At 56.1% G+C, this 17,783-nt stretch carries 22 protein-coding genes and 1 tRNA gene; 11 read left to right on the forward strand and 12 right to left on the reverse strand.

What is annotated here, in order from left to right; translation table 11 throughout:
- Positions 1-21: 21 nt before the first annotated feature.
- The 8 genes from AC0L8N_RS16460 to AC0L8N_RS16495 are packed head-to-tail and all read right to left on the reverse strand — an operon-like array spanning position 22 to position 6,772.
- Complete coding sequence (locus AC0L8N_RS16460; RefSeq protein ID WP_473669135.1) at positions 22-519, reverse strand: SixA phosphatase family protein; 498 nt, start codon at positions 517-519, stop codon at positions 22-24.
- 16 nt (positions 520-535) lie between these two features.
- Positions 536-1,087 carry a putative Fe-S cluster assembly protein SufT gene (gene sufT, locus AC0L8N_RS16465; protein WP_473669137.1) on the reverse strand — a complete coding sequence of 184 codons (552 nt, stop codon included), beginning with the start codon at positions 1,085-1,087 and terminating at the stop codon, positions 536-538.
- Positions 1,088-1,094: 7 nt separating this feature from the next.
- Positions 1,095-1,565, reverse strand: a complete 471-nt coding sequence (gene sufU / locus AC0L8N_RS16470) for a Fe-S cluster assembly sulfur transfer protein SufU (protein ID WP_473669139.1) — start codon at positions 1,563-1,565, stop codon at positions 1,095-1,097.
- Positions 1,562-2,788, reverse strand: coding sequence for an aminotransferase class V-fold PLP-dependent enzyme (locus AC0L8N_RS16475; protein WP_473670205.1), 1,227 nt, complete (start codon positions 2,786-2,788; stop codon positions 1,562-1,564). Before AC0L8N_RS16475 ends, sufU begins: the two co-directional genes overlap by 4 nt.
- Positions 2,789-2,817: 29 nt before the next feature.
- Positions 2,818-4,095 carry a Fe-S cluster assembly protein SufD gene (gene sufD / locus AC0L8N_RS16480; RefSeq protein WP_473669141.1) on the reverse strand — a complete coding sequence of 426 codons (1,278 nt, stop codon included), beginning with the start codon at positions 4,093-4,095 and terminating at the stop codon, positions 2,818-2,820.
- Positions 4,092-4,844, reverse strand: a complete 753-nt coding sequence (gene sufC / locus AC0L8N_RS16485; protein ID WP_473669143.1) for a Fe-S cluster assembly ATPase SufC — start codon at positions 4,842-4,844, stop codon at positions 4,092-4,094. Before sufC ends, sufD begins: the two co-directional genes overlap by 4 nt.
- 15 nt (positions 4,845-4,859) lie before the next feature.
- Positions 4,860-6,308: a Fe-S cluster assembly protein SufB gene (gene sufB, locus AC0L8N_RS16490; protein WP_473669145.1), complete on the reverse strand. Its 1,449-nt coding sequence runs from the start codon at positions 6,306-6,308 to the stop codon at positions 4,860-4,862.
- On the reverse strand, positions 6,308-6,772 hold the full coding sequence (locus tag AC0L8N_RS16495) for an SUF system Fe-S cluster assembly regulator (RefSeq protein ID WP_473669147.1): 465 nt from the start codon (positions 6,770-6,772) through the stop codon (positions 6,308-6,310). The genes sufB and AC0L8N_RS16495 overlap by 1 nt, the downstream gene beginning before the upstream one ends.
- Before the next feature lie 186 nt (positions 6,773-6,958).
- On the opposite strand from AC0L8N_RS16495, the gene AC0L8N_RS16500 reads away from it, so the two are divergent.
- Genes AC0L8N_RS16500 through AC0L8N_RS16525 form a run of 6 tightly spaced genes read left to right on the forward strand, consistent with a single transcriptional unit; the run spans position 6,959 to position 11,046 of the window.
- Positions 6,959-7,978, forward strand: coding sequence for a class I fructose-bisphosphate aldolase (locus AC0L8N_RS16500; protein ID WP_473669149.1), 1,020 nt, complete (start codon positions 6,959-6,961; stop codon positions 7,976-7,978).
- A 30-nt stretch (positions 7,979-8,008) separates the two neighbouring features.
- Positions 8,009-8,824 carry an ABC transporter ATP-binding protein gene (locus AC0L8N_RS16505; RefSeq protein ID WP_473669151.1) on the forward strand — a complete coding sequence of 272 codons (816 nt, stop codon included), beginning with the start codon at positions 8,009-8,011 and terminating at the stop codon, positions 8,822-8,824.
- A gap of 26 nt (positions 8,825-8,850) precedes the next feature.
- Complete coding sequence (gene mlaE / locus AC0L8N_RS16510) at positions 8,851-9,615, forward strand: lipid asymmetry maintenance ABC transporter permease subunit MlaE (RefSeq protein ID WP_473669153.1); 765 nt, start codon at positions 8,851-8,853, stop codon at positions 9,613-9,615.
- Positions 9,616-9,624: 9 nt separating this feature from the next.
- Positions 9,625-10,089, forward strand: coding sequence for an outer membrane lipid asymmetry maintenance protein MlaD (gene mlaD / locus AC0L8N_RS16515; RefSeq protein ID WP_473669155.1), 465 nt, complete (start codon positions 9,625-9,627; stop codon positions 10,087-10,089).
- 10 nt (positions 10,090-10,099) lie between these two features.
- A complete protein-coding gene (locus AC0L8N_RS16520) occupies positions 10,100-10,705 on the forward strand; it encodes an MlaC/ttg2D family ABC transporter substrate-binding protein (RefSeq protein WP_473669157.1) in 606 nt (201 codons plus the stop codon).
- Positions 10,702-11,046 carry an STAS domain-containing protein gene (locus AC0L8N_RS16525; RefSeq protein ID WP_473669159.1) on the forward strand — a complete coding sequence of 115 codons (345 nt, stop codon included), beginning with the start codon at positions 10,702-10,704 and terminating at the stop codon, positions 11,044-11,046. The genes AC0L8N_RS16520 and AC0L8N_RS16525 overlap by 4 nt, the downstream gene beginning before the upstream one ends.
- Before the next feature lies 1 nt (position 11,047).
- Here AC0L8N_RS16525 and AC0L8N_RS16530 read toward each other — a convergent pair whose 3' ends face one another.
- The 4 genes from AC0L8N_RS16530 to AC0L8N_RS16545 all read right to left on the reverse strand — a co-directional run bounded on the left by AC0L8N_RS16530 (position 11,048) and on the right by AC0L8N_RS16545 (position 14,556).
- Positions 11,048-11,806, reverse strand: coding sequence for an MlaA family lipoprotein (locus tag AC0L8N_RS16530; protein WP_473669161.1), 759 nt, complete (start codon positions 11,804-11,806; stop codon positions 11,048-11,050).
- Between the two features lie 54 nt (positions 11,807-11,860).
- Positions 11,861-13,360, reverse strand: a complete 1,500-nt coding sequence (locus AC0L8N_RS16535; RefSeq protein WP_473669163.1) for a beta-barrel assembly-enhancing protease — start codon at positions 13,358-13,360, stop codon at positions 11,861-11,863.
- 162 nt (positions 13,361-13,522) lie between these two features.
- On the reverse strand, positions 13,523-13,990 hold the full coding sequence (locus tag AC0L8N_RS16540; RefSeq protein ID WP_473669165.1) for a peroxiredoxin: 468 nt from the start codon (positions 13,988-13,990) through the stop codon (positions 13,523-13,525).
- Between the two features lie 35 nt (positions 13,991-14,025).
- Complete coding sequence (locus AC0L8N_RS16545; RefSeq protein ID WP_473669167.1) at positions 14,026-14,556, reverse strand: glycine cleavage system transcriptional repressor; 531 nt, start codon at positions 14,554-14,556, stop codon at positions 14,026-14,028.
- A 115-nt stretch (positions 14,557-14,671) separates the two neighbouring features.
- Here AC0L8N_RS16545 and dapA point away from each other — a divergent pair, with 115 nt between their 5' ends.
- From dapA to AC0L8N_RS16570, 5 genes are all read left to right on the forward strand, one after another.
- Entirely contained in the window at positions 14,672-15,562 is an 891-nt protein-coding gene (dapA, locus tag AC0L8N_RS16550) for a 4-hydroxy-tetrahydrodipicolinate synthase (RefSeq protein ID WP_473669169.1), read from the forward strand.
- Complete coding sequence (locus tag AC0L8N_RS16555) at positions 15,559-15,825, forward strand: hypothetical protein (RefSeq protein WP_473669171.1); 267 nt, start codon at positions 15,559-15,561, stop codon at positions 15,823-15,825. The genes dapA and AC0L8N_RS16555 overlap by 4 nt, the downstream gene beginning before the upstream one ends.
- Before the next feature lie 114 nt (positions 15,826-15,939).
- Positions 15,940-16,030 (forward strand) — tRNA-Ser (locus tag AC0L8N_RS16560).
- A 139-nt stretch (positions 16,031-16,169) separates the two neighbouring features.
- A complete protein-coding gene (locus tag AC0L8N_RS16565; RefSeq protein ID WP_473669173.1) occupies positions 16,170-17,171 on the forward strand; it encodes a phage/plasmid replication protein, II/X family in 1,002 nt (333 codons plus the stop codon).
- A gap of 49 nt (positions 17,172-17,220) precedes the next feature.
- Entirely contained in the window at positions 17,221-17,571 is a 351-nt protein-coding gene (locus AC0L8N_RS16570) for a hypothetical protein (protein WP_473669175.1), read from the forward strand.
- The last annotated feature ends 212 nt before the right edge of the window (positions 17,572-17,783 follow it).

The following is a 17,783-nucleotide window of genomic DNA, read 5'->3' on the forward strand; positions in this document are numbered from 1 at the left end:
TGACCGATGCGGCAGCGTCGCTTAGCGGCCGGCTTTCTTCGGGTAGTCGTATATCAGTAACTCTTTGCTGCAGTCGGCACGCAAATCCCAGTGATCGGTATCAATGCTTACCGATACGACCGCACAGGTCGGCAGGTTGCCCGTGAGACCGGGAATCAGGTAGTTGGCAAGGTCAGTCAGCCCTGGGTTGTGGCCGACCAGCATCAAGTTGTTGAAGCCCTCATCCTGTTTCGCAATCACTTCGAGCAGGCGGTTTTTCGATGCCAGGTAGAGGTCGTGCTCCCGTTGCAAGAACTCCAGTGGGTATTTCAATTCGCGCGCTACGACTTTGGCCGTGCTCCATGCGCGCACGGCGGGGCTGCTGATAATCAGGGAAGGGCGGATTCCCGCTTCCAGAATCCGCTTAGCCATCATCGGCGCATCGCGTTCACCGCGTGGGTCCAGCGGTCGGTCGCTGTCGGCAACGCTGCTTGATTCCCAACTGGATTTTGCGTGGCGCAATATCGTAAGCGTCTTCATGGCAACTGACTTTTCCTTACATCAAGCCGGTTTGCAAACGAGCTTCGTCAGACATCATGCTCTGATTCCACGGTGGATCGAAAACCAGTTCGACGTGCACATCTGCAACCGTCGGGATTATAGCGATCTTGTCCTCGGCATCCTGCACGAGCACTTCGCCCATGCCGCAACCAGGGGCCGTCAGGGTCATGTCGACAGACACTGAGCGTTGGCCGTCGGGACGCTTGCTGACGTCACAGCGATAGACCAGGCCAAGATTGACGATGTCCACCGGGATCTCCGGGTCGTAACAGGTTCGCAGTTGCTGCCAAATGACATCTTCAATGTCTTTATCAGTCGCATCGGCCGGTACCGCCGGCGGTTCGACCGGTTCTTTGCCCAGAGCATCGGCATCTATGCCGGCAATTCGAAACAAATTTCCTTCGACGTAGACCGTGAAGCTGCCACCCAATGCCTGGGCGATAAAGCCCGTCGTAGTCTCGCGCAGGATTATCGTTTCGCCGGCCGGAATAATGATGGCTTTGACGTCTCGTTCGAGCGTGAACGGCTCATTGGTATGTCCAAACATTCTGCAGCTACTCTGTTGTTACGGTCTGCGATTCGCTGTTAAGCGCGGAGTGTAATGCGTGCCATGCCAGCGTGGCGCATTTTACCCGAGAGGGGTAATCACGCACGCCTTCAAGTGCACGCAGTTTGCCAAGATCTATTGTTGCGTCTGTCGCTTGCTTGCTATTGCCACTCAAGCGACTGGTGAGCGCGGCAAAGTATGCAAGTGCTGTACCTTTGTCGAGCCCGACGACGGTGTCTGTTAGCAGGGAGGCCGAAGCCATCGAAATAGCGCAGCCTGTGCCGTTAAACGACGCCTTGCCGATTACGCCGTCATCAAGTATTTCCATGTACAGGTGCAGCTTGTCGCCACACAGCGGGTTAACCCCGTCCGCCTGGTGAGTGGCGTTCGGTAGTTCACCAAAATGCCGCGGGTTCCGTGCATGATCCAGTATCAGCTCACGGTAAAGGTCGCGCAGTTCGCTGTTGTCGCTGGTCACCCTGCAAACATCTCCCGCGCTTTCTGCAATCCCTCCGCGAGCCGGTCGATGTCATCCTGGTTGTTGTAAAAACCGAGTGACGCTCGTGCAGTTCCCGGAATTTCAAAAAGTTGCATCACGGGCATTGCGCAATGATGACCCGTACGGATGGCAACGCCCTGATGATCCAGGATAGTGCCAAGATCGTGCGGATGTATGTCGTCCAGCAAGAACGATTGAACACTGGCCTTGCTCGCTGCTGTTCCTATCAGTCGAATGCCCTCGATGTTCTGCAGGGTAGTCGTCATGTATTCAAGCAGGCTGGCTTCGTAGTCGGCAATGCGCTGCATGCCGATAGCCTGTAAGTACGCGATACTCGCGCCGAGTCCGGCGGCGGCTGCAATGTTGGGTGTACCAGCCTCAAATTTGTAGGGCAGTTCGTTATAGCTTGTGCCATCGAAACTCACTTCGAGGATCATGTCCCCGCCGCCTTTCCACGGCGGCATTTTTTCCAACAGGCGCTCTTTCGCATACAGAATGCCAATGCCTGTCGGGGCGAACATCTTGTGCCCGGAAAACGCAAAAAAGTCGGCGTCCAGCGCCTGCATGTCGAGCGCAACATGCGGTGCTGCCTGAGCGCCATCGACCAGTACCGGTATCTCGCGGCGATGTGCTTCCACAATAATTTCTTGCACCGGGTTTACAGTACCCAGAGCATTCGATACGTAGCTGATTGCCAGCAGTTTCACGCGCTCATCAAGCAGTGCGTACAGTCTGTCGAGGATCACTTCGCCGCGTTCGTTGATCGGGGCGACGACCAGTTCGGCACCGGTCTGCTCGCAAATCATCTGCCACGGAACAATGTTGGAGTGATGTTCGAGGTGACTTATTACTATCCGGTCACCTGCTTGCAAAGTCGGCCGCGCGTAACTCTGCGCGACCAGGTTGATGGCTTCTGTAGTGCCACTGGTATAAACGATTTCGCTGCGACTGCGCGCATTGATAAAGGCTGTGACCGCGTCACGGGCACCTTCATAAATGTCGGTAGCGCGATGGCTCAGTGTGTGGACGCCGCGGTGTACGTTCGCGTGGTTGTAGCGCTGGTACTCAGCCATCGCGTCTATGCTGACGTCAGGCTGCTGCGACGACGCCGCACTGTCGAGGTACACGAGCGGGTGGCCGTTGATTGTTTGCGACAACGCGGGGAAGTCCGCCCGGTAATCGCTCATTGGGCGTGAACTGATAGCGGTATTGCTCACAGGGCTGCTCACACTCACTGGCTTGTATCCTCCAGCAAAACATCCAGTCGTGCATCGACCAGAATTTCAAGATGTTCGTGCAGCGATTTGATCGGTAGCTTTGCCAGAATCTGTGCTGCAAACGCGCGCGTCAACAGGTGGGCCGCCTGATCGCGATCAAGCCCTCGCGATTGCATATAGAACAACGCTGTCTTGTCCAATTGGCCGACCGTCGCACCATGACTGCACTTGACGTCTTCAGCGTAGATCTCGAGCTCGGGCTTGGTATCCACTTCGGCTTTGTCAGACAAGAGCAGGTTGTGATTGGCTTGTTGCGCGTCGGTGCCATCAGCGCCTTTGTGAACAACGGCTTTACCGTTGAATACGCAACGTGCGCGGCCGTTCAGAATGCCACGGAATTCTTCGCGGCTGTCGGCCGGGCCTACCCGATGGTCGACACGCGTGTGATTGTCGATGAACTGTTTGTCAGTCGCGAGATAGAGGCCATACATATTGACCAGGGCGCCAGCGCCAACGATATCTGCGACGACGTCCTGGCGAATCATACTGCCACCCAGATCAATGGAGGCGTAATCCAAAGTCGCATCCCGCTGAACTCGTGCGTTCAGTTTGCCGACTTGTGATTGTGAGGCGCCGCGATTCTGCACGCGAACAAAGTTCGCACGCGCACCCGTCGCCAGCTCCAGTTGGGTCACTGTATTCGCGAAGTGTTCGCCGGGAGTGCCGTTGGTGTGATATTCGATAATATCGATGTGTGCGTTCTCAGCGACATGAACAACGATACGAGTCTGGCTCGCGGCGCTGCCGCCGTCGGCAATGAAGATGGCTAGTGGCTTGTCAAGCGTTTTCCCTTTGGCAACGGAGATGTGCAGACCGTCGTGTAACAAGGCCGCATTGAGCGTATCCATCGGCCCGTCAGCGAAGATCTGATCGGCAGCGTCGCGCAATCGGCGCAACTGCAGAACATCAGTGGTGGTGGCTTTTACAGTTGCGAACATTTCGTCATCAACTTGCCCGTTGCTGAACAGCAACGCGTGCGCGTCGATGGTGGGCAATGCAGGGGTCTTAGCCGTGCTGGTCGCGGCATCCGCTGCGATTGACTCGAGCCATTGTGTACTGAGTTTGGCCGCGTTGTTCAGATTGGTGTAACGCCAGTCTTCGTCTCGTGACGTCGGAATTCCCTGGCGCACAAATCTGGGTAGCGCGTTCTCACGCACTGCACGCAGGGCATCATCCGGCAGCGCCTGTTGCGCGCTCTCCAGCAAGGACTGGCTTAGCTGGGCGTCGTTCATGCGCCAGCGGCCTCCCGCACCCAGTCGTAACCTTGGTCTTCGAGTTTCAGCGCCAAGGATTTGTCGCCAGAGCGCACGATTTGACCTTGCGACAGCACGTGCACGAAATCAGGCTCTATGTAATCCAACAGGCGCTGGTAGTGAGTGACCAGCACGATCGCGCGTTCGGGGCTGCGCAGTGCATTGACGCCACCGGCAACTGCTTTCAGTGCGTCGATATCGAGTCCGGAATCGGTTTCATCCAGTATGGCGAGCTGCGGCTCCAGCATTGCCATTTGCAAAATCTCATTGCGCTTTTTCTCGCCGCCGGAGAAGCCTTCGTTGACACCGCGTTTCAGAAAGCTGGGATCCATGTCCAGCAGTTTCATTTTCGCTTTCGCCATTTGCATGAACTCGAACGCATCGATCTCGTCTTCGCCATTGTGCTTGCGACGGGCATTAACGGCGGCTTTTAGCAAGTAGGCATTGTTGACACCGGGTATCTCCACCGGGTACTGAAAGCCAAGAAAGACGCCTTCACGGGCCCGTATTTCCGGATCCAGTTCCAGCAGGTCTTTGCCATTGAAGGTGACACTGCCGCCGGTAACCTGGTAGTCCTTATGGCCGGCAACAACCTGCGCAAGCGTGCTCTTGCCGGAACCGTTAGGACCCATGATGGCGTGCACTTCACCGGCTTTCACACTCAGGTTCAGGCCGCGAAGAATTTCTGTATCGCCGATGCTGGCTTTTAGGTTTTTGATCTCTAACATTTCGTTTCTTCCTGACTAACCAACGGCGCCTTCAAGGCTGACGTTTAGCAACGCCTGTGCCTCGACAGCAAATTCCATGGGCAATTCTTTGAACACTTCTTTGCAGAAGCCATTGACGATCATGTTGACCGCGTCTTCTTCCGATATGCCGCGCTGTCGGCAATAGAACAATTGATTCTCCGAGATCTTCGACGTCGTTGCCTCGTGCTCAATTTTCGCGCTCGGATTGCGGACTTCCATGTAAGGGAAGGTATGGGCGCCGCATTCTTTACCGATCAGCAGGGAATCACATTGCGTATGGTTTCTGGCGTTCTCTGCCTGCGGCATGATCTTGACCAGACCGCGGTACGCGTTCTGCGCGCGGCCAGCCGAAATTCCCTTGGAGACAATCGTGCTGCGGCTGTTGCGACCAATGTGAATCATCTTCGTGCCGGTATCGGCCTGCTGCATGTTGTTGGCAACCGCGACTGAATAAAACTCACCGACGGAATTGTCACCGCGCAAAATGCAGCTTGGGTACTTCCACGTAATCGCGGAGCCGGTTTCAACCTGTGTCCAGGAAATCTTGGAGTTGTCACCACGGCAATCACCTCGTTTGGTTACGAAGTTATAAATTCCGCCTTTGCCGTCCTCGTCGCCGGGATACCAGTTTTGTACGGTTGAGTACTTGATCTCCGCGTCTTTCAGGGCAACCAGTTCTACCACTGCCGCGTGCAGCTGGTTTTCATCGCGCATGGGCGCGGTGCAGCCTTCGAGGTAGCTCACATGACTGCCTTCTTCGGCAATTATCAGCGTCCGCTCAAACTGGCCGGTGTTCGCTGCATTGATGCGGAAATAGGTCGACAGCTCCATTGGGCAGCGGACGCCCTGCGGAATGTAAACGAACGAGCCGTCGCTAAAAACGGCAGAGTTCAGCGTGGCAAAAAAATTGTCGCGATAGGGCACAACCGTGCCGAGATACTTCCTGACCAGTTCCGGGTGATTGCGTGCCGCTTCTGAGAAGGAACAGAAGATTACGCCGGCTTCCGCCAGTTTCGACTTAAACGTTGTAGCAACGGATACGCTGTCGAATACCGCATCGACGGCGACGCCGGCCAGACGCGCGCGTTCATGCAACGGTATGCCCAGCTTGTCGTAGGTCTCGAGTAACTTCGGGTCGACTTCGTCGAGGCTCTGTGGCTTGTCCGCTTCAGACTTTGGCGCGGAAAAGTAAGAGATGGCCTGATAGTCGATCTTCGGGTAATGCACGTGAGCCCATTCTGGCTCTTTCATGGTTAGCCAGTGCCGATAGGCTTTGAGCCGCCATTCCAGCATGAACTCGGGCTCGTCCTTGCGTGCGGATATTGCCCGTACGACATCTTCGTTCAGTCCGGGTGGCAGGCTGTCGGTATCGATGTCGGTGATAAAGCCGTGTTGATAGCGACGGTTGACGAAGGACTCGATGTCCTGCGATTCAGTAGACATTATTTCTCTTTCCGTTCGACATTGACGGGCATGCCGGCAAATTTAAATTGGGGTAGCGGAGCATTGGCGCGAATCAGATCAGCGAGGCTGATATCGTCGAGAGCGCGGCGGATTGCGACGTTTACGCGCTGCCAGGCACCTCCAACACTGCAGACCGCCTCCAGCTCGCAATGGCTTTCATGGCCACTGCACTCGGTTATGGACACCGGACCCTCCAGGGCGTCAATAACATGGGCAGCGCTGATCAGGTCCGGCTTGCGAGCCAGTCGGTAGCCACCCTGGGCGCCACGGCTGGATATTACGAGCTCTGCTTTGTGTAATGATTTCAATATCTTACTTACTGTTGCCAGACCGAGTCCGGTAGCTGCGGCGATGTCGGCCGAGCTGAGCTGGGCCGTCTCGCTGTGGGCAAGGTGGCCGAGGACAACGGTGCCGTAGTCGGTCAGTTTGCTGATTCGCAGCACGGAATCGCTCCAAAGCTGAAAGCGGACCATTTTAGTCCTATTTGCTGGTAGTGGCCAGTCCGGACACCAATCCTTACAGGCATTGCCTGCCACCGATATTTGCTATGCTACGCCGTCGCGAAGGGGCCGCAGGCCGCTTCCCCTGAACACACAATCATCATCTAATTGTAATTTGGAGGCGGTGGCATGGATCTCAAGCAATTGAACGGCGTGGCGAAGGCGATGGTTGCCGATGGCAAAGGTATTCTCGCGGCCGACGAAAGCTCGCCCACGATCAAGAAGCGTTTCGACACGATTGATACCGAATCCACGGAAGAAAGCCGGCGCCGCTATCGCGAAATGCTGATTACGACGCCGGGCGTCGAGAAATACATCGGCGGCGTGATCATGTACGACGAGACGTTGCGCCAGGCTACCAGCGACGGGGTGCCGTTCGCGAAGTACATGGCCGATCTGGGCATGATTCCGGGTATTAAGGTCGACATGGGTGCCAAGCCGCTGGCGGGTTTCCCTGGCGAAACGATTACCGAAGGTCTCGATGGCCTGCGTGCCCGGCTCGACGAGTATTACAAGCTGGGCGCGCGTTTCGCCAAATGGCGCGCGGTAATCACCATCGGCGACGGTATTCCGAGCGAGTTTTGTTTGCAGGCCAATGCGCACGCGCTGGCTCGCTACGCGGCGCTGTGCCAGGAAGCGAACATTGTGCCGATCGTCGAACCTGAAGTGCTCATGGACGGTGGCCACAGCATAGGCCGTTGCGAAGAGGTAACGTCGGCAGCGCTGCAGGCACTTTTCGCGGAGCTGGCGGCTCACAGGGTCGCGCTCGAAGGCATTATTCTGAAACCGAACATGGTTATTTCCGGTATGGCGGCGAGTAATCGTGCCAGTGCCCAGGAAGTCGCGGATGCAACATTGCGTTGTCTGAAGGTCCATGTTCCTGCCAGCGTGCCCGGGATTGCGTTCCTGTCAGGTGGGCAGACTGCAGAAGAAGCGACTGAACACCTCAGCCTGATGAACGCGGCGGGTGATCTGCCGTGGGAACTGTCGTTCTCATACGGACGTGCGTTGCAGGCGCCGGCACTGGATGCGTGGCGCGGCAAAGAAGAGAATTACAAAGCTGGTCAGAACGCACTGAGCAAGCGCGCGAAGCTGAACAGCATCGCGCACCTTGGAAAGTACGACAGTGCCATGGAATCGGCGGCCTAAGGCTGCTGGCAGGCGGAATCCGCAATTGATATGAACACGAACTCTGACGCCTTGATCGAGATTCGCGATCTCGACTATTCGCGCGGGCAAAAGCAGATATTCAAGAACCTGAATATCACGATCGCCCGTGGCAAAGTGACTGCTGTCATGGGGCCCAGCGGTACCGGTAAAACCACGTTGCTGCGTCTGATAACGCGGCAACTGGTTCCGGACCGTGGCTGCGTGCTGGTGGATGGCGTGGATATTTCCCATCTGAAAGAGAAGGAACTGTTCCAGTTGCGTAAGCGGTTCGGCATGCTGTTTCAGAATGGCGCGTTGCTGACCGATCTGTCAGTGTTTGAGAACGTTGCTTTTCCTTTACGCGAGCATACGCGGCTGACCAACCGTTTGATCAGGCACATTGTTCTGACCAAGTTGCACGCGGTTGGCTTGCGCGGTGCAGCGGATATGTTGCCCTCGGAAATGTCGGGTGGCATGGCACGTCGCGTTGCGTTGGCGCGCGCCATGGTAATGGACCCGGAGATACTGATTTATGACGAACCGTTTGTGGGTCTTGACCCGATATCGATGGGCGTCATCGTCCGCTTGGTGCGCAAAATGAACGACGCGCTGGGTATTTCCAGCATCATTGTCAGTCATGATGTGCAGGAAGTGTCGACGGTCGCGGATATCAGCTACCTGATTTCTGATGGCCAGGTCGCGGCATCCGGCAGTCCTGCGGAGCTGAACCAGACATCCTCGGAACTGGTTAGGCAATTCATGCACGGAATGGCCGACGGCCCTGTCGCCTTCCACTATTCGGCGCCAAACTACGCCGAGCAACTGCTTGGGCGGGACAACGAGTGACGCTCATCGGCCAGGCGGTATAGACCATGTTCCGAGATATCTATTACACCTTTATAGAGTTCCTGCGCACGTTTGGCGCGTTGCAGTTGTTCTTTCTGCAATTGCTACGCAATTCGCCAACAGTCTTTGTGCGTCGCTTCAGGCTGGTCGTTCAGCAGGTCTACAATACCGGCGCTTTGTCGCTGGTCATTATCATGGTCTGCGGATTGTTTGTCGGCGGCGTACTCGGCTTGCAGGGCTACTCGAATCTGGCGCGCTTCAATGCTGAAGATTCTGTGGGTACCTTTGCGGCGTTCTCCTTGTTGAAGGAGTTGGGCCCGGTCATTACCGCCTTGTTGTTTGCCGGCCGTGCGGGTACATCGCTGGCATCAGAGATCGGCCTGATGCGAGCGACCGATCAGCTCTCTGCCATGGAAATGATGGCGATCAATCCGGTACGGCGTGTTTTGGTCCCACGCTTTCTGGGCGGCGTGATCTCAATGCCGCTGCTGACGGCCGTGTTCACCGTGGTGGGCTTGTTTGGCGCACACGTAGTTGGTGTGAATTTGCTGGGCGTCGATGCAGGCGCATTCTGGCAACAAATACAGAACTCCGTGAGCCTTGGTGATGTCTACGAGGGCATCATCAAGAGTTTCGTGTTTGGCATTGCCGCCAGCCTGTTCGCGGTTTGGGAAGGCTATAATGCCATTCCGACCGCCGAAGGGGTTGGTCGCGCGACCACACGGACAGTTGTCATTACGGCAATTACCGTATTGATTCTAGATTTCATGATTACCGCAATTGCGATGTAAGGAATAACGATGCAACAGACACGTTCCGTTGAGCTTGGCACCGGCCTGTTTGTTTTGCTGGGCATGGCTGCGCTGTTTTTTCTCACGACCCAGACTACGGGTACCGACGCGTTTTCCGGCGAAGAAACCTATGAGGTGACGGCGCGCTTTGAAAACGTCGGTAGCCTGAAGAGCCGTGCGCCGGTCGCGATGTCCGGCGTCACGATTGGTCGGGTTACTGGCGTACGATTTGACCCCGAACAACTGAATGCCGAAGTGACATTCGTGATTGATCAGCGTTACAGCATGATCCCGGAAGATTCGGATGCCAGCATTCTTACAGCCGGCCTCCTGGGTAGCCAGTACATAGGGTTGCAGCCGGGCGGTTCGGACATGTTTCTTGAAAACGGTAGCGAAATTCAATTCACGCAATCCGCCGTGGTTCTGGAGAACCTGATCAGCAAGTACTTGTTCAGTGCGGGCGGCAATGAGTAGGGCCTACAACATGAAAATAAGACATTACATGGTAGCGATGCTGCTGGCGCTTTTTGCAGTTAATGCGCATGCACAGTCGCCAACTGACCTCATTGAAGAGGCGGCGGACACGTTGGCGAAGCGCATCGAAGGCCGCAAGGACGAGTTGCGGGCGAACCGGCCGGCGTTGTACGAGATGATTGACGAAATTTTGCTGCCGCGCTTCGACCGCGACTATGCGGCGCAGTTGGTTTTGGGTCGCGCATGGCGTACGGCCAGCGCCGACCAGCGCAAGCGATTCGTCGATGCGTTCTACCGGGCGCTACTGCACCGTTATGCGGACGGTGTCCTCGAGTTCGATCAATCGAAAGTTGAAATACTGCCGTATCGGGGCAGTGACGATGACAAGCGCACGACCGTGCGTACGTTTGTCACCCTGGATGATGGCACGCGCGTTCCGGTCAACTACGCACTGGTGAACCGGGACGGCAGCTGGTTAATGTTTGATGTGACTATCGAGGGCATTTCGTACGTGAGAAATTTTCGCGCTGAGATGAACTCGGAGATCAATGAGAAAGGCCTTGATGCGGTCATTAAACGCCTTGAAGCTGAGGCGGCAGCAAACGACGCGTCATGAGTGATTTCAAGTTGGAGGACCTTGGCGAGGGTCGCTTTGCGCTCTCCGGCGAGATGGGCTTTCGCTCAGCAGACCAGATTCTGCGCGCCAGTGAATCCATGTTCGATGACCACACACGCATCGAGGTTGATTTGCAGGGCGTTGATAAAACGGATTCAGCAGGCCTGGCGTTGTTGCTTGAGTGGATCACCTGGGCGAACCACACTGTGCGCGAGATTCGGTTTCTCAATACTCCCGATAAAATCACGGCTATTGCGCGTACAACCGAAGTTGATGGCTTGCTGAAGCGCGGTGAACGGTGGTCGGGCTTTATCGAGGCGCCCAACGACGAAGAAGATTGAACTACGGTTCTTCGTCGAGCATATCGTCATACATGTCGTCGTAAAAATCGTCATCCATCGGCGGATCGCCGTCATGGATTTTGTAGTTGCGATTCTGTAAGTACGACTCCCGCAAGGTGATGTAACGGTCGTTTGAATCCTCCAGGAATCGTTCAGCGGTCAACAGACGGGCCCGCAAATCAATTGCCTGCAGCACGCGCAACTTGTCGCGCACCGAGGAATTCTCGTAGTAGTACAGCGGGCCGCTGAGAATATCGACCGGTGTTGCGAAGGCGTCCCGCAAGGTGCTGGGTCCGAAGAACGGAATGACGACGTAAGGGCCGTCGCCCACGCCCCAAACAGCCAGCGTTTGGCCGAAGTCCTCATTGTGTTCGGTCAGGCCGAATTCCGTACCAACGTCGATGAGCCCGCCGATACCCACCGTACTGTTCATCAGAAAACGCCCGATATCGATGAAGCCGTCGCGACCTTTGCCTTGCAGGAAATTGTTGAGCGCGACAGACGGTGTGCCCAGGTTCGCGAAGAAGTTACTGATACCGCGTCGTGCAATATTCGGCACGACTTTGCGATAGCCTTTCGCCAGCGGCTTTAGCGTGACCTTATCGACCGCCGTGTTGAACGAGTCCGTTTTGCGGTTCATCGTTTCCCACGGATCACTCGCGGCACGGCCATTGTCTGCGGCGGCAGGGCCGTTGCTTGCGCACGCGCTCAGCATGAGGTTAGCGATAAGCAGCAGTACCGCAGTGTATCGATGAGGCATCGGGTTTAGGTTCCTATGATGGGACGGGTTCGAGCAGCGGAGTATTTGGCGTGTCTATGCCGCCGGGCGGCTGGCTGCACTGGGCACCCGACTTCGTCGTAATTGCTGCAATTGTTCTTCGGACATGTATTCCTGAATGCGATCAATGCGTGCCTCGAAACGAATGCGTTGAATTTCCTGCAGCTCGGGCAATGCCAGTGCTTGCCGCAAAAAGCCAACACCGCCCACCAGATCGCCAATCATAAAGCGGTACTCGGCCATGTAGTAGTGTGCTTCGGCGCTGTCGCCCGCTTCGTCGGCGGCGCGGGCAATCAACCGCACCTGTTCTGGCGTTGGCGGTACATTGTTGAGCAGATCCAGCAACAACTGGTGCGCCTTGGCAGGCTGGCCGAGTCGCAGTAACGCTTCGGCGTAATGCACTACCAATGGCACGTTGCGCGGAAACAGGCTCAGCGCTCGCTCGAAGGTGGCGGAGGCGCCATCAATGTCCTCCAGTGCGAGTTGGGCCTGGCCCAGACCGATGTGGTAGGGGATGACGTCCTGATCGCGATTGACGAGTTCCTCGAAGATGGGCTCGGCTTCCCGGAAACGTCCGGCGCGCATGTAAGCGAGCGCACGTCCGTACTTGTCAGCCGCGGATTGCTTGCTGTATTCCTGCAGTTCAAAGCGACTGACGGCTTGGTCGGCACGTTCGAAGCTGTCCACTTCAGTGCGTGCCCGCGCGATGCCATAGCCGCGTCCGCTGCTGCTGGCCACCGGCGGATAGTCTCTGGCACGACTACGGGCTTCGGCGATACGTGCACTGCTGACCGGGTGCGTGCGCAGGAATTCGGGTAAGCGGTATTCGACTGGGCGTGTATCCCGCGAGATCACTTCAAAAAACGATGCCATGCCTTCCGGATTGAAGCCCGCTTTCGCCAGTGCCTCCATGCCAACCCGATCCGCTTCGTACTCGTTGCTGCGGGTGAAATCGATTTGTTGCTGTACGGCCGTACCCTGGGCTACCGCTATGGCACCCTGAATGGCGTCGCCACTGCCGCCCGCCGCGCCGGCCAATACTGCGCCGAGCATGATGGCTGTGCTGAGAATGCTTTGCCGCTGATTCGCGTGAATGGCGCGAGCGATGTGTCGTTGCGTAACGTGCGCGACTTCGTGGGCGAGTACGCCTGCGAGTTCGTCTTCACTGCGTGTCGCTTGCAGGAGCCCGGTATGCACGCCGATGTAGCCGCCGGGTAATGCGAAGGCATTGATGTTGGGATCGTCCACGACAAAAAAGGTGAATTTCTGTTCACCGTCGTTTGCCTGCGACGCAATACGATGACCTATTTCATTGATGTACTCGGTCATTATCGGGTCGTCGATGACCTGGCCGCTTGCACGCAGCTGGGCCATGATCGCTGAGCCGATTCGTGCTTCGTTCGATTTGGAGAGGATTGCGTCAGCGGGGCTGCCGATGTTCGGCAGGTTGATCTCTGCCGCCGACAGCAACGTAGAGCCGCCGAGGGCCAGCAATGCAATGAGCAGGCGAACGTGGCTGGTCAGTGTTTTTCTCACTCGTGGATCACCCGGGTAATGAAATTGGCATCAGCTCTTCGGACTCCGTGATGCCTGCCGCGTTCCCGATAATACCCGCCTCCTGTGCGCTGCCAAGCGAAGATTGCTGTTGCCGCGTGGGCGGTATTACGACAATCAATTGATAAATAAAGGAAAACAGGGTTAACAATTCTTGACGGCCGCTAGTACTTCGGCGGCGTGTTCTTTGACTTTGACCTTGCGCCATTCCGCACGCAATTTGCCGTCTTCGTCGATAAGAAAGGTGCTGCGTTCGATGCCCATGTACTTGCGGCCGTACAGGTTTTTCTCTTGAATCACATCAAACGCCTTGCAGACGGACTCGTCCTCGTCCGACAGGAGTTCGAACGGGAACTCTTGTTTGGCTTTGAACTTCTCGTGTGAGGCAAGACTGTCGCGAGAGACGCCCAGAATGATGCAATTCTGGCGTTTGAATTTTGCGTGGAGATCACGAAAGTCCTGCCCCTCGGTCGTGCAGCCGGGGGTGGCGTCTTTCGGGTAGAAGTACAGTACGACTTTTTTTCCGCGCAGAGCTTTGAGCTGGATGGTTTGATCACCCGTCGCCGGACACTTGAAGTCGGCAACAACCCTATTGAGGCGTGGTGCAGGCACAGTTATCTCCTATCTGCATTTGGGGACGCGGCTGATCAGGCTTTAACCGGCTCTATCAGGCCGTCGAGGTTAAGCTGGTCGCAAATTTCCATGAACTCATCGCGCAGCTGCGACAAATGCACCGAGCCCGGAACGTTGACGCTCATTTGCACGGCGAACATCGGCGAACCAGTGTGCGCGGCCGGGTAGCTGCGGGTGGCAAGGTCGGCGATTTCGATATTTCGACTGGCAAAAAAGTGCGACAACTGAAACACGATGCCAGGCTGGTCCAGGGCGACGACATCAACGGCGTACGGCATGCTTTCTTCAGCACGCTTGCGGACGCCGGTTTTCTTGATGTTGATCGTGAGGTCACGATCCTTGCTGAGTTTGTCGAGACTGGATTCGAGCTTGCTCAGCGTATGCCAGTTTCCGGACACCAGCAGCAGCATCGCGAACTCTGTGCCCAGAGCGGCCATGCGGCTTTCTTCAATATTGCCGCCACAATCCAGGATCACTTTGGTGAGGTCATTGACGACACCCGCGCGATCAGTACCAATCGCCGATAAAACAATAAGTTGTGACATTTTACTCGATTTTTTCTTGAAATTGCTCGGGTGCCGGTGCGGCTGGTCGATGCTTGCTTGCCAGCACCGGGGGTGAACAGTAACATCGCCGCCTTTGTCGTGGCGAGGAGATATTGTGTTCGAAGGCAGTTTGGTGGCGCTGGTCACTCCGTTTGATTCGCGTAACCGTGTCGACTATGGCGCTGTAGAACGCCTGGTTGAATTTCATGTCGCTGCCGGGAGTAACGGCCTGGTTGTCGCCGGTACGACCGGCGAGTCGGCCACGTTGTTGAAAGGCGAGCACGCCGAGTTGATCAAGAACGTAGTCGATATGGTGGCCGGGCGTATGCCGGTTATCGCGGGTACAGGTTCCAATTCGACCTCACAGACGATCGACTTGTCGCTCGAAGTCGCGAATTGCGGTATCGACGCTTACCTGATGGTAGCGCCGTACTACAACAAGCCGGTGCAAGAGGGTATTTATCAGCACTTTGTGACGATCGCAGAGCAGGTGGACAAGCCGATCATGTTGTACAACGTGCCGGGCCGAACCGTGACCGATATCCTGCCCGAGACCGTCGCACGTCTTGCCGCGCACCCAAAGATTTTCGGTATCAAGGAAGCCACGGGCAGCGTGCAGCGCCTGAAGGACATCAAGGCTTTGGTACCGGACAGTTTCCGACTCTTCAGTGGTGACGATTTCACGGTCTGCGAATTCATCGAAGCAGGCGGCCACGGTGTGGTCACAGTGAGCGGAAATCTGGCGCCGGCCGAGCTGGCATCGTTATGCCGGTTGGCGAGCAGTGGCGAGGTCGAGGCGGCGAGGGCGATCGATGCGACGCTGCAGGCATTGAACACAGCACTGTTTGTCGAGTCGAATCCCATTCCGGTGAAATGGGCACTCGCAGAAATGGGTCTCATTGAGCCGCATATTCGCTTACCATTGACCCCATTCAGCGAGCGGTATCACGAACAGATGATCAATGCGATGAACACAGCAGGAATTACACTGGGAGCTACGGCATGAGACAGCAGGCTCTGATACTGGCATCTCTGGCCGCCACGGTGCTGCTTAGTGCCTGCGGCGGTACGAAAACGGTCGAATGCGACGAGCGTCGTCTGTATCAGGACGCCGTTGCCGGCAAACGGATTGAGGCGCCGGAAGGGCTCGACACTCTGGCAGCGGACCGCGAAATGACCGTGCCCAAGGCGTCCCCACAAGCGCCACCCCCACCCGGAACCTGCCTGGACGCGCCGCCGACCCTGAGTACCGATTCCTCCAATAAATAGACAACAGCGCTCAGCCAGTTAGAATACCGGCCGCCGCGGGCGGTCATGCTGATGGCGAGCGGCAGGAGCCGCGAGTCAAAGCGAGTGTGCTGACTATCAGCAAGTAGAAAATTCGGAGAGGTGGCTGAGTGGTTTAAGGTGCTCGCCTGGAAAGCGAGTGTGCGGTAATACCGCACCGGGGGTTCGAATCCCCCCCTCTCCGCCATTCAACGACTTAGCGAGGACCGCTCAGGACCGCTAGAGTCTGTTTTATTTCAAAGTGTTAGGGTGCTCACCACCTGTGAGCGACCAGCCCTAAGAGGTCTAAACCGGGCCTCAGAAAGACACAATAGCGACACATCCAGATGATTGACTGGATTACAGCTGTTGTCCCTTGCACGCACATTGACGCGCTCGATGGTGGTCGTGTCTACTCGGTGGATACCGATGGTTGCGTCGAGTGGGAAACGAGCAAACGACTCTCCGTAGAAGGCTCGTATTCTTCAAAGGTTCAGATCAAGACCCACTCGGATAATCAGATCTGGATCTCCGGCAACCCGTCAAAATTCCTGCAGGGTCACAATCTTTTCGGCTCCAATAGTCCGAGAAAGCTGGTCTATGCTTTCCTAAACGAAATTACCAGGCAACTCGGCCTAACTCCGACTTTCGGAGATCGGCTGCGCTGGCGATCTGGCCACTACAGCATCACGCGCATCGACATTGCGGAATGCTTTCGGCTTCCGAGCACGTTAGATGTAGACAACTGGATTCGAGCCGCAGCACCGCTCGTTCGCGGCAAGCATCAACAAGTGTCGGCCTACGGCGGCGAAACAATATACGTCGGGCAACGGTCGCGGCGGATCTCTCTGAAGATCTACAACAAATCCCGCGAATTGAAAAAGCATCCATTGGATAAACGAATTCCCCATAGAGAGCGATTGCTCGAGTTCTCTGAAGGGCTGTTGCGCGTGGAGGTTTGTTTACGTTCGCAAGAACTGAAGAGGCGAGACCTGGACAGAGTAGAAAATTGGGAGTCAGGGACAGCAATGGAAATCTTGAGAGAAAGAATCGGGAGACTTGAAATGCCAGAAAAACTACGCCTAACCGCCACAGAGATTGCCGAGCTGCCGCCCAGGCTGATTGGAGCCGTTCGGTTATGGGAAAGCGGCCACGATTTGCGAAACGTTTATCCAAAGTCGACTTTCTATCGATACCGATCTGAGCTGATGGAATTCGGCATCGATGTGCTCGCTATTCCTAGCGCAGCTTCGAATGTTGTGCCCCTTATTTCCTTTCTTGATGCGAAGCACGAAGCGCGAGTACCGAGTTGGGCCATTGGCACACCGCTGCTTGCATGCGCGACCTAAGCCGCGCGGCGTTTGAGCGCGCTGAACCTTTCACCTGGAGGAAAACAGAATGACAGAACCTAAAGCTGCGCCGAAGTACCTCAAGTACTTCAGCGCTATTCTGGAAAACCAATCGGCCTCTCAGTTACCGGAGGAGCTGCAAAGCTGCGGCGATTGCGGGAACCAGCATGGCACCTACCATGCGCTTGTAGCAGGCCCCCGAGGGCGCAAGAAAGGTATTGAAGGGGTCTGTGTCGTTAACTGTCAGTCGTGTGGCTCGGTTCATCTGACGCAGCTGTTCACCCGGAACTATCGGGGACGTGGAATGGATGCCCCGATCCTGCGTGCTATAGCGAAGGACATGGGGTTCAATGCTGGACCGGCACGGGAAGCCTGGCATTGGCCGCAGCCAGATGCGTAGCAATCGGCGCGGCCGATGCCAGGCTCCGGCACCGTCATGTGCGGTACCAGTAATACCGCACATTAGTCTCAGTTTGGGACTATCTCTGCCGTAACGCGTTGATTTTGGCTGGACTTGACTGCGAGGTTCACTAGTGTACTCTAGAGTCAGTTACTGTACTTGAGGTTCACTATGTTTAACCGGGCTCCAATTAGACCCTTTCAGAAAATCGA

This window comes from Woeseia sp. D3-10 (assembly GCF_055809415.1).

Coding starts and splice junctions, on each gene's coding strand:
- AC0L8N_RS16460 (WP_473669135.1), bottom strand. CDS start 519: ATGAAGACGCTTACGATATTGCGCCACGCAAAATCCAGTTGGGAATCA.
- sufT (WP_473669137.1), bottom strand. CDS start 1,087: ATGTTTGGACATACCAATGAGCCGTTCACGCTCGAACGAGACGTCAAA.
- sufD (WP_473669141.1), bottom strand. CDS start 4,095: ATGAACGACGCCCAGCTAAGCCAGTCCTTGCTGGAGAGCGCGCAACAG.
- sufC (WP_473669143.1), bottom strand. CDS start 4,844: ATGTTAGAGATCAAAAACCTAAAAGCCAGCATCGGCGATACAGAAATT.
- sufB (WP_473669145.1), bottom strand. CDS start 6,308: ATGTCTACTGAATCGCAGGACATCGAGTCCTTCGTCAACCGTCGCTAT.
- AC0L8N_RS16500 (WP_473669149.1), top strand. CDS start 6,959: ATGGATCTCAAGCAATTGAACGGCGTGGCGAAGGCGATGGTTGCCGAT.
- AC0L8N_RS16505 (WP_473669151.1), top strand. CDS start 8,009: ATGAACACGAACTCTGACGCCTTGATCGAGATTCGCGATCTCGACTAT.
- mlaE (WP_473669153.1), top strand. CDS start 8,851: ATGTTCCGAGATATCTATTACACCTTTATAGAGTTCCTGCGCACGTTT.
- mlaD (WP_473669155.1), top strand. CDS start 9,625: ATGCAACAGACACGTTCCGTTGAGCTTGGCACCGGCCTGTTTGTTTTG.
- AC0L8N_RS16520 (WP_473669157.1), top strand. CDS start 10,100: ATGAAAATAAGACATTACATGGTAGCGATGCTGCTGGCGCTTTTTGCA.
- AC0L8N_RS16525 (WP_473669159.1), top strand. CDS start 10,702: ATGAGTGATTTCAAGTTGGAGGACCTTGGCGAGGGTCGCTTTGCGCTC.
- AC0L8N_RS16530 (WP_473669161.1), bottom strand. CDS start 11,806: ATGCCTCATCGATACACTGCGGTACTGCTGCTTATCGCTAACCTCATG.
- AC0L8N_RS16545 (WP_473669167.1), bottom strand. CDS start 14,556: ATGTCACAACTTATTGTTTTATCGGCGATTGGTACTGATCGCGCGGGT.
- AC0L8N_RS16555 (WP_473669171.1), top strand. CDS start 15,559: ATGAGACAGCAGGCTCTGATACTGGCATCTCTGGCCGCCACGGTGCTG.
- AC0L8N_RS16565 (WP_473669173.1), top strand. CDS start 16,170: ATGATTGACTGGATTACAGCTGTTGTCCCTTGCACGCACATTGACGCG.
- AC0L8N_RS16570 (WP_473669175.1), top strand. CDS start 17,221: ATGACAGAACCTAAAGCTGCGCCGAAGTACCTCAAGTACTTCAGCGCT.